This window comes from Pseudomonas sp. 20-5, from assembly GCF_056782835.1.
In genome coordinates this window covers 6027251-6039481 of the sequence record NZ_CM165584.1, presented here as the reverse complement: position 1 = coordinate 6039481, position 12231 = coordinate 6027251, and the positions used below count along the sequence as shown (strand labels likewise).

General features: G+C 67.1%; 11 protein-coding genes. 9 read left to right on the top strand and 2 right to left on the bottom strand.

Annotation, left to right across the window (positions count from 1 at the left end):
- Positions 1–53 precede the first annotated feature (53 nt).
- The 9 genes from AC1RB9_RS27825 (at position 54) to AC1RB9_RS27785 (ending at position 9737) form a co-directional block, all read left to right on the top strand.
- A complete protein-coding gene (locus tag AC1RB9_RS27825; protein ID WP_023085871.1) occupies positions 54–2621 on the top strand; it encodes an intermembrane phospholipid transport YdbH family protein in 2568 nt (855 codons plus the stop codon).
- 20 nt (positions 2622–2641) lie between these two features.
- Entirely contained in the window at positions 2642–2833 is a 192-nt protein-coding gene (locus AC1RB9_RS27820) for a YnbE family lipoprotein (RefSeq protein WP_003096523.1), read from the top strand.
- Between the two features lie 12 nt (positions 2834–2845).
- Positions 2846–3190: a YdbL family probable chaperone protein gene (locus tag AC1RB9_RS27815; protein ID WP_003098276.1), complete on the top strand. Its 345-nt coding sequence runs from the start codon at positions 2846–2848 to the stop codon at positions 3188–3190.
- A gap of 356 nt (positions 3191–3546) precedes the next feature.
- Positions 3547–4845 (top strand): D-amino acid dehydrogenase, encoded by a 1299-nt coding sequence (gene dadA / locus AC1RB9_RS27810; RefSeq protein ID WP_003098274.1) that lies wholly within the window; start codon positions 3547–3549, stop codon positions 4843–4845.
- Entirely contained in the window at positions 4820–5173 is a 354-nt protein-coding gene (locus AC1RB9_RS27805; RefSeq protein ID WP_003098273.1) for a RidA family protein, read from the top strand. The genes dadA and AC1RB9_RS27805 overlap by 26 nt, the downstream gene beginning before the upstream one ends.
- Positions 5174–5263: 90 nt before the next feature.
- Positions 5264–6337 (top strand): alanine racemase, encoded by a 1074-nt coding sequence (alr, locus tag AC1RB9_RS27800; RefSeq protein ID WP_003114351.1) that lies wholly within the window; start codon positions 5264–5266, stop codon positions 6335–6337.
- 150 nt (positions 6338–6487) lie between these two features.
- Complete coding sequence (locus AC1RB9_RS27795; protein WP_003096513.1) at positions 6488–7036, top strand: cupin domain-containing protein; 549 nt, start codon at positions 6488–6490, stop codon at positions 7034–7036.
- A gap of 203 nt (positions 7037–7239) precedes the next feature.
- Positions 7240–7668 (top strand): c-type cytochrome, encoded by a 429-nt coding sequence (locus AC1RB9_RS27790; protein WP_003096511.1) that lies wholly within the window; start codon positions 7240–7242, stop codon positions 7666–7668.
- A gap of 209 nt (positions 7669–7877) precedes the next feature.
- Entirely contained in the window at positions 7878–9737 is a 1860-nt protein-coding gene (locus AC1RB9_RS27785) for an acetyl-CoA hydrolase/transferase C-terminal domain-containing protein (RefSeq protein WP_003141992.1), read from the top strand.
- 7 nt (positions 9738–9744) lie between these two features.
- On the opposite strand, the gene AC1RB9_RS27780 is transcribed toward AC1RB9_RS27785, so the two are convergent.
- Together AC1RB9_RS27780 and AC1RB9_RS27775 are read right to left on the bottom strand one after the other, a co-directional pair.
- Positions 9745–10317 carry a xanthine phosphoribosyltransferase gene (locus AC1RB9_RS27780; protein WP_003096508.1) on the bottom strand — a complete coding sequence of 191 codons (573 nt, stop codon included), beginning with the start codon at positions 10315–10317 and terminating at the stop codon, positions 9745–9747.
- A gap of 163 nt (positions 10318–10480) precedes the next feature.
- A complete protein-coding gene (locus AC1RB9_RS27775) occupies positions 10481–12199 on the bottom strand; it encodes a thiamine pyrophosphate-dependent enzyme (RefSeq protein ID WP_003098265.1) in 1719 nt (572 codons plus the stop codon).
- Positions 12200–12231 lie beyond the last annotated feature (32 nt).

Here is a 12231-nt window from a genome sequence, read left to right as displayed (position 1 = left end):
TGCACGAGGGCCCCGCCACCCTTGGCCGGGTCGGCAACGGACAGAGGTAGGACATGCGTTTGCGCAGAAGGACGACGTTGCTGCTGGTATTTGCAGTGCTGTTGCTGCTGGCGTTCGGCTACGGCTGGCATGCCTGGCGCAGCCTGTTGCGCGAGCAGGGTGTCGAGCGCCTGGAGTGGCAAGGCCTGGGCCTGTCCGCCGAAGGCATCGGGCTGCGACGGCTGGCGCTGGAGCGGCGCGGCGCGGATGGCGCCAGCTTGCGACTGGACGTGGAACACGCGCTGCTGCGCTGGCCCGGGCTGTCGGGTTGGCGTCCGCGTCTACCCGGCCTGCGCGTGGAGCAAGTGGCGCTCGCCTGGCAACCGGCTGCCGCGAGTTCCGACGACGACTCCGCTGCGCTGGACTGGACGTCCCTGCGCGAGACCCTCGCCTGGCTGCCGGAACAGATCCACCTCGAACGCTTCCATCTCGACCTGCCTTGTCCCGCCGGCCGCTGCGAGCAGGACGGCGGGCTGGACATCGGCCGCCCGTCGGGAGCGCTGTTTCCGCTGGCTGCGCAACTGCGCCTGCAACAGGAGGCGCAGCAGGCCCAGCTCGACGCCCAGCTCTTCGAGGAGCCTACCGGTTGGCGCCTGCGGACGCGCGCGCAACTCGACCGGCAGGCGCTGCTGACGCTGGACAGCCAGCTCGCGCCGTCCGATGGCGACGGCCTCTGGCAGGGGCGCCTGGAGGCGCCCGGCCTGCCGGACACCCGTGGCCTGGTGGTCTGGCTCAATCGCTGGTTGCCGGAAGCCCAGCGCCTGCCCGACGCACCGCAAGCCCTGCGTCTGCAAGCGGACTGGACGATCCGCCTGGCGCCTGGCAGCGACTGGCTGGAGCCGCGCCGGGTGCTCGACGGCGGTGGCTCGGCGGCGCTGCTGGTGCAGGCTCCGCAAGCCTGGCCGCTGCCCGGTCTGGGTAATGTACAGGGCGAACTGCAAGTTCAACTGGATGGAGACGAGGGCGCCTGGTTGCCACGCCAGCTGCGCAGCGACTTGCGCCTGAGCCAGTTGCACGGCGAGTGGTTGCAGGCGCTGCCGGCCGAGTTGCGGCCGAGCGCGCTGGGCTTGCGCAGCGAGCCGCTGGAGCGCGATGCCGATAGCGTCACCGCGTTGCGCCTGGCGTTCACCAGCGAGGGCGCGAGTACGCTGAAGCTGGAGACGCGGCTCGACCTGCTGGGCATCTCGCCGTGGGCCGCCAGGCTGGTGGAGGGTCGCTTGCAGGTGGACGCGCCGCGCCTGCAATACCTGGGCTGGAAAGCCGAGCGACTGGTCGCGGAGATTCCCCTGGAGGGCCGGCTGGACGGGCAGCGCGCCAACCTCTCCTTCGGCAGGGGCGCGCGGTTGCAGGCGGCGTCCCTGGCCGAGCCGTCGACGCTGCACCTTGGCCAGCCCCGCCTCGACCTCGCCGGGGCCGCTCTCGAACTGGCCTACCAGCCGCTGGCGCTGCATTTCGCCGGGCCGCTGCAGGCGCAGGTCGGACAACTCCGCCAGGCCAACCTCAAACCGTTGGCCTGGACCTTCGAGGGGCCGCTCGACACCACCCTCGAGCGCACCAGCCTGAAGGGACGGCTGAGCAACGGCGCGGGGTTGGCGGCGGACATCCAGCTGCAGCGCGACGCGAAGACGCCCCTGGCGCTCTCCGCCAGGCTGGCCGAGGTGTTCTTCCGTACCGGCAATCCGCTGGCCGCGACCCTCGCCGACTGGCCGGGGCTGCTCGAACTGGGCAATGGGCGAGCGACCGCCGCGGCCGGCTGGAAGCTCGATGCGGCGGGCGCCTCGTCCCTCGACCTGGACCTGACCCTGAAAGGCCTCGACGGTATCTACGACCGCAGCGAGCTGAAGGGGCTGGGCGGCAGCCTGGCCTTGCGCCTGCGTGGCGGTCAGTTGAGCCTGGACAGCCCCGGCCTGAGCCTGGCCGAGGCCAATCCCGGCCTGCCGCTGGGGCCGGTGAGTTTCCGCGGGCGCTATGAGGCCCCGCTTTCCGCGCCGGGCAGCGGCCGTTTGAGCTGGCAGACGTTGCAGAGCGGCCTGTTCGGCGGGCAGGCCTCGGTCCCCGCGGGGAGCATCCGCCTGGGTCAGGCTGAGCAGAAGTTCGCCTTGCGTATCCAGGGCATACAACTCGGCGAGATTTTCCGGGTCTATCCGGCGGAGGGCCTGGCCGGCGAAGGCGCCCTGGACGGCGAGCTGCCGCTGATGCTGAACCGCTGGAAGCCCAGCGTCTCCGGCGGCCAGGTCAAGGCCCGCGAGCCCGGCTACCTGCGCTTCCGCTCGGCGAAGATCGAGGCGCTGGGGCGCAGCAACCCGGGGATGAAGCTGGTCGCCGATGCCCTCGACGATTTCCACTACGACGTCCTGCAAAGCAGCGTCGATTATCATGAGAACGGCAAGCTGTTGCTCGGCCTGCGCTTGCAGGGCAGCAACCCGGACCTGGAGAAGGGGCGCCCGGTCAACCTCAACGTCAATCTGGAGGAGGATATCCCGGCACTGCTGACCAGCCTGCAACTGAGCGACCGGGTCAGCGAAACCATTCGCCAACGTGTGCAGGAGCGCATGCAGAAACGCAAGGCTTCGGCGCCATGAGCCATACAGGAGAACCCCCGATGCGCCTCTGCGCTCTATTCGCTGTCCTGCTGCTGGGCAGCCTGACGATGGCCTGCACGCCCACCGTGCAGCTGGCGGCTCCCAGCGAGCCGATCAACATCAATCTCAACGTGAAAATCGAGCACGAGATCTACATCAAGGTCGACAAGGCTCTGGACGGCATCATCAACGAGAACAGCGGCCTGTTCTAAAGGAGCGGATCCATGACAACCCGTAGCAAACTCGGTATCGCCCTGCTGGCCCTCGGCATCAGCCTTTCCGCCATGGCGATGGACCTCGGCCAGGCCATGTCGGCCCTTGGCGGCGCCAAGGCCCAGGGCCTGGTCGGCGAGCAGGCGGACGGCTACCTTGGCGTGGTCAGCAACAGCGGCCAGGCGGCGGACATCGCCGCGCAGATCAATGCCGCGCGGCGTGCCGAATACCAGAAGGTGGCCAACAGCAGCGGCGCTTCGCTGGCCGACGTGGAGGCCATGGCCGGCAAGAAGGCGATGGAGAGAACCCCTGCCGGGCAGTACGTCCAGGTCGGCGGCAAGTGGGTGAAGAAATAGCGCGAAGGCTCCGCGAGCGCTCTGGGACGCTGCTCCGGTCGCAAGGGCCGGGCAGTGTCCGCGGAATTTTTCCTGTCGCGAGCGGTTCCTTCAGGGACTCCTGCCGTTTTCCATGGCTTCTGCGACAGGCTTTCCCGAAAAAGCGGCTCCCAGCCTGAGTTCGATCATTTAAATATGCGGTATTTTTCCAGTTTTATGGTGGATGCGCCTCGGTAAAACCCCTAATTGTCCGGTTTTTTACCTGAGTAACCGCCTAAAATTGGTGATTATTTCTGCCTGCCTCTTCCTATACTGCGCGCATCTACACGCTCAAAATAACAAACGTCCGCGGTTCCTCCGCGACGTGGGAGGCGACAATGCGAGTTCTGGTCCTTGGCAGCGGTGTCATCGGTACCGCCAGTGCGTATTACCTGGCCCGTGCCGGGTTCGAGGTGGTGGTGGTCGACCGTCAGGACGGTCCCGCGCTGGAAACCAGCTTCGCCAACGCCGGCCAGGTGTCTCCCGGCTACGCTTCGCCCTGGGCAGCCCCGGGCATTCCCCTGAAGGCCATGAAGTGGCTGCTGGAAAAGCACGCGCCGCTGGCCATCAAGCTCACCTCCGATCCCAGCCAGTACGCCTGGATGCTGCAGATGCTGCGCAACTGCACCGCCGAGCGCTACGCCGTGAACAAGGAGCGCATGGTCCGCCTGTCCGAGTACAGCCGCGATTGCCTCGACGAACTGCGCGCCGAGACCGGCATCGCCTACGAGGGCCGCACCCTCGGCACCACCCAACTGTTCCGCACCCAGGCGCAGCTGGACGCCGCCGGCAAGGACATCGCCGTGCTCGAGCGCTCCGGCGTGCCCTACGAGGTTCTCGACCGCGATGGCATCGCCCGCGTAGAGCCGGCCTTGGCCAAGGTCGCCGACAAGCTGGTCGGCGCCTTGCGCCTGCCCAACGACCAGACCGGCGACTGCCAGCTGTTCACCACCCGCCTGGCGGAAATGGCCAAGGGCCTGGGCGTGGAGTTCCGCTTCGGCCAGAACATCGAGCGCCTGGACTTCGCCGGCGACCGCATCAACGGCGTGCTGGTCAACGGCGAATTGCTCACCGCCGACCACTACGTGCTGGCCCTGGGCAGCTACTCGCCGCAACTGCTCAAGCCGCTGGGTATCAAGGCTCCGGTCTATCCGCTGAAGGGTTATTCGCTGACCGTGCCGATCACCAACCCGGAGATGGCGCCGACCTCGACCATCCTCGACGAGACCTACAAGGTGGCGATCACCCGCTTCGACCAGCGCATCCGCGTCGGCGGCATGGCGGAAATCGCCGGCTTCGACCTGTCGCTGAACCCGCGCCGCCGCGAGACCCTGGAAATGATCACCACCGACCTCTATCCCGAGGGCGGCGACATCAGCCAGGCGACCTTCTGGACCGGCCTGCGCCCGGCGACCCCGGATGGCACCCCGATCGTCGGCGCCACCCGCTACCGCAACCTGTTCCTCAATACCGGCCACGGCACCCTGGGTTGGACCATGGCCTGCGGGTCGGGTCGCTACCTGGCCGACCTGATGGCGAAGAAGCGCCCGCAGATCAGTACCGAAGGCCTGGATATTTCCCGCTACAGCAATTCCCCGGAGAACGCCAAGAATGCCCATCCAGCGCCAGCACACTAACGAGCGTATGAGCCAGATCGTCGTCCACAACGGCACCGTCTACCTGGCGGGCCAGGTGGGCGAGGACATGTCCGCGGGCGTCGAGCAGCAGACCCGCGAGACCCTGGCGGCCATCGAGCGTCTGCTGGAAGAGGCCGGCACCGACAAGACTCGGATCCTCTCGGTGACCATCTACCTGAAGGACATCGACGCCGACTTCGAAGGCATGAACCGCGTCTGGGACCAGTGGCTGCCGCGCGGCGTCGCGCCGGCGCGCGCCACCGTCGAAGCCAAGCTCTGCGAGCCGGAGATCCTGGTAGAGATGTCGGTGGTCGCTGCGCTGCCCTGAGTTTTGTCTGGCCCGGCCGGAGAGCCGGGCTTTTTTTCGCCTGATGAAAGGTGCGCGATGCCGCACCTCGCTGAAGAGAGACCCGTCGCCATGCGCCCCGCCCGTGCCCTGATCGACCTGCAAGCCCTTCGTCACAACTATCGGCTGGCCCGCGAAGCCACCGGCGCCCGTGCGCTCGCGGTGATCAAGGCGGACGCATACGGCCACGGCGCGGTGCGCTGTGCCGAAGCGCTGGCGGCCGAGGCCGATGGCTTCGCCGTGGCCTGCATCGAGGAGGGCCTGGAGCTGCGCGAGGCCGGTATCCGCCAGCCGATCCTGCTGCTGGAGGGCTTCTTCGAGGCGTCCGAGCTGGAGCTGATCGTCGCCCACGACTTCTGGTGCGTGGTGCATTGCGCCTGGCAATTGGAGGCGATCGAACGCGCCAGCCTGGCCCGCCCGCTGAACGTCTGGCTGAAGATGGATTCGGGCATGCACCGCGTCGGCTTCTTCCCCGAGGACTTCAGCGCCGCCCACGAGCGCCTGCGGGCCAGCGGCAAGGTGGCGAAGATCGTGATGATGAGTCACTTCTCCCGCGCCGACGAACTGGATTGCCCGCGCACCGAGGAACAGCTCGCCGCCTTCGCGGCCGCTAGCCAGGGCCTGGAAGGCGAGATCAGCCTGCGCAATTCGCCAGCCGTGCTCGGCTGGCCGAAGGTGCCCAGCGATTGGGTACGTCCGGGCATCCTGCTCTACGGAGCCACGCCGTTCGAGCGCGCACATCCGCTGGCCGATCGCTTGCGCCCGGTGATGACCCTGGAATCGAAGGTGATCAGCGTCCGCGACCTGCCGGCCGGCGAACCGGTCGGCTACGGCGCGCGCTACAGCACCGAGCGTAGCCAGCGCATCGGCGTGGTCGCCATGGGCTACGCCGATGGCTATCCGCGCCACGCCGCCGACGGCACCCTGGTGTTCATCGACGGCAAGCCGGGGCGCCTGGTTGGCCGGGTATCGATGGACATGCTCACCGTCGACCTTACCGACCATCCCCAGGCCGGGCTGGGCAGCCGGGTCGAACTATGGGGCCCGAACGTGCCGGTCGGCGCCCTGGCGGCGCAGTTCGGCAGCATTCCCTACCAGCTGCTGTGCAACCTGAAAAGGGTGCCGCGCGTCTATTCCGGGGCTTGAGAAAAACTTTCCGAATTCTTTGCGCAGGCATGTCGACCGATCTGTTGTAAATACTGAACAGTGTTGCCATGATACGGCCGACTTGGGGTCGCCAGCCGTGTGCGGCCTCGTTTTGCCTTGCCTGCCAGAAGAATAAGGAGGACTCCACCCTTGGACGTCGGTGCTCGTCTGCAAACCATCCGAAAGCTCAAAGGTCTTTCCCAGCGCGAACTCGCCAAACGGGCGGGTGTCACCAACAGCACTATCTCGATGATCGAGAAAAACAGCGTGAGCCCTTCCATCAGTTCGCTGAAGAAGGTGCTGGGCGGTATCCCCATGTCCCTGGTGGAGTTCTTCTCCCTGGACCTGGAGCAGGACAGCCATACCCAGGTTGTCTACAAGGCAGACGAACTGATCGACATTTCCAGCGGCGCGGTGTCCATGCGCCTGGTGGGCAAGGCGCACCCGAGCCGGGCGATCGCCTTCCTCGACGAAACCTACCCGCCGGGCTCCGACACCGGCGAGGAAATGCTCAACCACGAAGGCGAGGAGGCCGGCGTGCTGGTCGACGGGCGCCTGGAACTGACCGTCGGCAGCGAGACCTATGTGCTCGAGCGCGGCGACAGCTACTATTTCGAGAGCAACAAGCCGCACCGTTTTCGCAATCCCTACGATGTGCCGGCACGCTTGATCAGCGCCACCACGCCCGCAAATTTCTGACCTGAAGCACAAGACCCCGCCGGGCCCGAAGGGCGCCGGCCGACAAGGGGCATGCGGGGCTGCGACCTAATGCCGCAAGGCTTTGCGAGGGTGTGCAATTGTTTCTGCCGGGCTTTCTTTGCCGTTATACTTGCGCCCGCCCGCGCGGCCCGCAGTGATCGGTATCGTGCCCGGGTGTGATAAGCCACGATGAGGGTGTAAGGGTGAACCTGATTAAAAAAATGCTGGCGGCCCAAGCTGCCGTGTTGGCCCTGTGGGCTGTAAGCGCTCAGGCTACGACCACTGACGATGCGATCGCCAAGCGCCTCGAGCCGGTAGGCAAGGTCTGCGTACAAGGCAAGGAATGCGAAGGCGTCGGCGCCGTCGCGGCAGCCGCCGGTGGCGGCGGTGCGCGTTCCGGCGAAGACATCGTCGGCAAGACCTGCAACACCTGCCACGGCACCGGCCTGCTGGGCGCGCCGAAGGTTGGCGACAAGGCCGAGTGGGGCAAGCGCGCCAAGGAGCAGGGCGGCCTCGATGGCCTGCTGGCCAAGGCGATTTCCGGTATCAACGCCATGCCGCCGAAAGGCACCTGCGCCGATTGCTCGGACGACGAGCTGAAAGCCGCGATCAAGCATATGTCCGGTCTGTAACAACGCCGGGACAGTGTCGCGAAAAGCCGCCTCCTGGCGGCTTTTTCGTATCCGCGGTGCGGGTTTTTCCCGCTGGCGGATCGTCCCGCCGGCAAACAGGGTCCAAACTTCCGGCTACCCATTCGCCGGAGGGCATCGTCTTGAGCCGAACCTGTTCCATCGACGCCGCAGTCGATCACTTGCTGCAGACCATCGAGGGCCCGATTCGCATGGGCCTGCCCCTCGGGCTGGGCAAGCCCAACCGACTGGTCAATGCGTTGTACCAGCGCCTGCGGACCCTGCCGGAGCGCCAGCTGACGCTGTATACCGCGCTTTCCCTGGGGCGTCCCGCCGCTGGCGGCGACCTGCAGCGGCGTTTCCTCGAGCCTTTCGCCGAACGGGTCTTCGCCGACTACCCGGAGCTGGATTACCTGCACGCCCTGCGCCGCGACGAACTGCCGGCGAACATCCGCGTCGAGGAGTTCTACCTGCAGCCCGGCAGCCTGCTGGACAGCGCGCCGGCGCAGCAGCACTACATCAGTTGCAACTACAGCCACGTCGCCCGTGACATCAACGCCAAGGGCGTCAACGCGGTGGCCCAACTGGTGGCGCGGCATCCCGAGCGGCCGGGCAAGCTGAGCCTGGCCTGCAACCCGGATATCACCCTGGACCTCCTGCCGATGCTGGAGAAGCGTCGCGCCGCCGGCGAGACCATCGTCGCCATCGGCGTGGTCCACGATGACCTGCCCTACCTGCCGGGCGACGCCGAGGTCGAGGAGTCGGTATTCGACCTGCTGATCGACGCGCCGGCGGAAAGCAGCCGGCTGTTCTCCACGCCGAACATGCCGGTCAACCTGCAGGACCACTGCATCGGCCTCCACGCCAGCGCGCTGGTGCGCGACGGCGGGACCCTGCAGATCGGCATCGGCTCGATGGGCGACGCGCTGACCGCCGCCTTGCTGCTGCGCCAGCGCGACAACGCCACCTACCGGGCGTTGATCGACGAGCTGGGGGTGCGTGCGCGCTGGGCCGAGACGGTCGAGCGCGACGGCGGTCTGGAGCCGTTCCGCCGGGGGCTCTACGGTTGCAGCGAGATGTTCGTGCCGGGTCTGCTGGCGCTGGCCGAGGCCGGCGTGCTGAGCCGCCGGGTCTACCCCGACGAAGCGCGACAGCGTGCTGCCGAGCGCGGCGAGGCGCCGGAGGAGGGTGGGGTGTGGCTGCACGGCGGCTTCTTCCTCGGTCCGTTGGCGTTCTACCGGCGCCTGCGCGAGATGTCGCTGGAAGAGCGCGCCGGGATCGGCATGACCGGCATCGGTTTCGTCAACAACCTGTACCGCCAGGAAGAGCTGAAGCGCCTGCAGCGGCGCGACGCGCGCTTCATCAACAGCGCCTTCACCGTGACCCTGCTCGGCGCCGGGGTCGCCGACCAGCTGGAGGACGGCCGGGTGCTCAGTGGCGTCGGCGGGCAGTACAACTTCGTCGCCCAGGCCCACGAGCTGGAGGGCGCACGTTCGATCCTGATGCTGCGTAGCTGGCGCGAATCCGGCGGGGAGGTCAGTTCGAACATCGTCTGGCAGTACGCCCACACCACCATTCCCCGGCACTTGCGTGACATGGTGGTGACCGAGTACGGGATCGCCGACCTGCGCGGCAAGAATGACGCGGAAGTGATCGCCGCGCTGCTGGCCATCGCCGACTCGCGCTTCCAGCAGGCGCTGGCCGAGCAGGCCCAGTCGGCCGGCAAGCTGCCGAAGGATTTCGTCCTGCCCGAACGCTATCGCAACAATACCCCGGAGCGCCTGCAGGCCTTGCACCAGGCCCACGCAGCGGCGCTGCCGGAGTTTCCCCTGGGCAGCGATTTCGACGAGGTCGAGCAGGACCTGCTGCGGGCGCTGGGTTGGCTCAAGCGCAAGCTGAAGCTGAGCGAGATCCTCGAACTGGGCAAGGCGACCCTGGATGCGCCGGAGCCAGAAGCCTACCCGGCGCATCTGCGGCGCATGGACCTGGACGATCCGCAGGGGCTTCGCGAGGAACTCTACCAGCGCTTGCTGCTGGCCGGCCTGCGAGCCAGCCAGGAAGAGCGGGGCTGAGTGGCGCTCAGTCGAGGAACTCGACCTGACCGCCGGCCAGCGATTTCACCCGGGCCAGGGACTCGACCCGGTAGCCTTCGCTTTCCAGCAGGGCGCGGCCATCCTGGAAGGATTTCTCGATGACGATGCCGAGCCCGGCGATGCTCGCGCCGGCCTGGCCGATCAGGTCGATCAGCGCCTTGGCGGCATGGCCGTTGGCGAGGAAGTCGTCGATCACCAGCACGTGGTCGTGGGCGTTCAGGTGCTTGGCCGAGATGGCGATGGTGCTCTCGGTCTGCTTGGTGAAGGAGAACACCTTGGAGATGTACAGGTTGTCCTTCAGGGTCAGCGACTGGTACTTGCGGGCGAAGATCACCGGGACGCCCAGCTCCAGGCCGGCCATGACCGCCGGGGCGATGCCGGAAGCCTCGATGGTGACGATCTTGGTGATGCCCTGGTCGCGGAAGCGCATGGCGAACGCGTGACCGACCTGCTGCATCAGCTGCGGGTCGATCTGGTGGTTGAGAAAGGCGTCGACCTTGAGTACGTGCTCGGAAAGGACGATGCCTTCCGAGCGGATTTTGTCTTTGAGAATGTCCACGGGTGGCTTCCTGCGAAGCGGCTGTCGCTGATGAAGCGCGGCATTGTACCGCCAGCCGGCGCCGCGCGCGACGTTCTCTCGGACGAGCGAACATGATCGAGCGGTCAGGAATCCGCGCCTGCCCGGCGCGGCCCCGTGGCAGGCGGGCCGCGCCGCTGCCGGCTCATTTCAGCAGGTTGTTCACCAGTAGCGTCTCGACGTCCTTGAAGCGCCCGCTGAGCACGGCCTTGGCGGCGTAGAGCGCGGTGTCGGCGACCTGGCCGAACTCGATCTTCGGCGGCATCACCAGCTCCGCAGGGTTGGTATGCACGTCCAGCAGCGCCGGACCGGGCTGGGCGAGGAACTCCTGCACCGCCGCCTCGAGCTCCTCGGAGCGCGTCACCTTGCGTCCGTGGAAGCCGATCACTTCGGCGAGACGGGCGAAGTCCGGGTTGAGCAGGTCGGTGTAGTTGTCCAGCAGGCCCTCGACCTTCTGTTCCAGCTCGACGAAGTTCAGCGAGGCATTGTTCAGCACCACTACCTTGATCGGTAGTTTTTCCTGGATGGCCGTCAGCAGGTCGCCGAGCAGCATGGCCAGGCCGCCGTCGCCGGAGATCGAGATCACCTGGCGCTCGGGGTAGGCCTTCTTCAGTCCCAGCGCCTGGGGCATGGCGTTGGCCATGGTGCCGTGGACCAGGCTGGTGAGGGTGCGGCGCTTGCCGTTGCTGTGGATGTGACGCAACAGCCAGACCATCGCCGAGCCGCCGTCGGCGGTGAACAGGGCGTCCTCGCTGGCGTGCTGGTCGAGCAGGCTGACCAGGTGCTGCGGATGGATCAGCTCGCCCTTGCCGGCTTGCTCCTCTTTTTCCAGCGTCCGCAGCGAGCGCTCGCGGTGCTCCAGGCATTCGTCGAGGAAGCTGCGCTCCTCGCGGGCTTCGAGCAACGGCAAGAGCGCCTCGAGGGTGGGGATCACGTCGCCGACCACGCCGAGATCGATGGGGTGGCGGCGGCCCAGGTGGCTGCCATCGCGGTCGACCTGGATCAGGGTGGCCTTCTGCGGATAGAACTGCGCCCAGGCGAAGTCGGCGCCGAGCAGCAGGAGGGTGTCGCACTCGGTCATCATGTGGAAGCCGGACTCGATCCCGAGCATACCGGTCATGCCCATGTTGAAGGGGTTGTCGTACTCGACGAAGTCCTTGGCCCGCGACGTGTGCGCGATGGGCGCCTTGAGGCGGTCGGCGAGGGCCACCAGCAGGTCGTGGGCGCCCTGGCAGCCGGAGCCGGCGTAGATGCCGATCTTCTTGCCGTGGGCCAGCAGGCGGGCGACGTCCTGCAGTTCGGCGTCGCTGGGGCGCAGCACCGGTTGCGGGAAATGCACCGAGAACGGCAGGTCGTCCTTCACCGTGGCCTGGCTGATGTCGGCCGGCAGGATCACCACCGCTACGCCGCGCCGGTTGAGCGCCGCCTGGCAGGCCAGGGCCACCACCCGGCGCGCCTGTTCCGGGCTGTGCACCTGCTCGCAGAACACCGAGCAGCTGGCGTAGACCGCCTTGAAGTCGACCTCCTGGGGAAACTCCATGCCCAGTTGCGGGGTAACGATCTGGCTGGCGATCAGGACCATCGGCGCGCGGTTGCGCTGGGCCTCGTAGACGCCGTTGATGAAGTGCAGGCTGCCCGGTCCGCAGGAGCCGGCGCAGGCGGTCAGGCGTCCGCTGATGTAGGACTCGGCGCCCGCGGCGAAGGCCGCCGCTTCTTCGTGGCGCACGTGGACCCACTGGATCTGGCTGCGATGGATGGCGTCGGTGACATGGTTGAGGGTGTCGCCGACGATGCCATAGCAATGGCGGACGCCGGCGGCTTCCAGGGTTTCCACGACGATCTCGGCGACTTTCTTGCTCGACATGAAGCTGTCCTCGAATGGAATTCGTTAGCTAG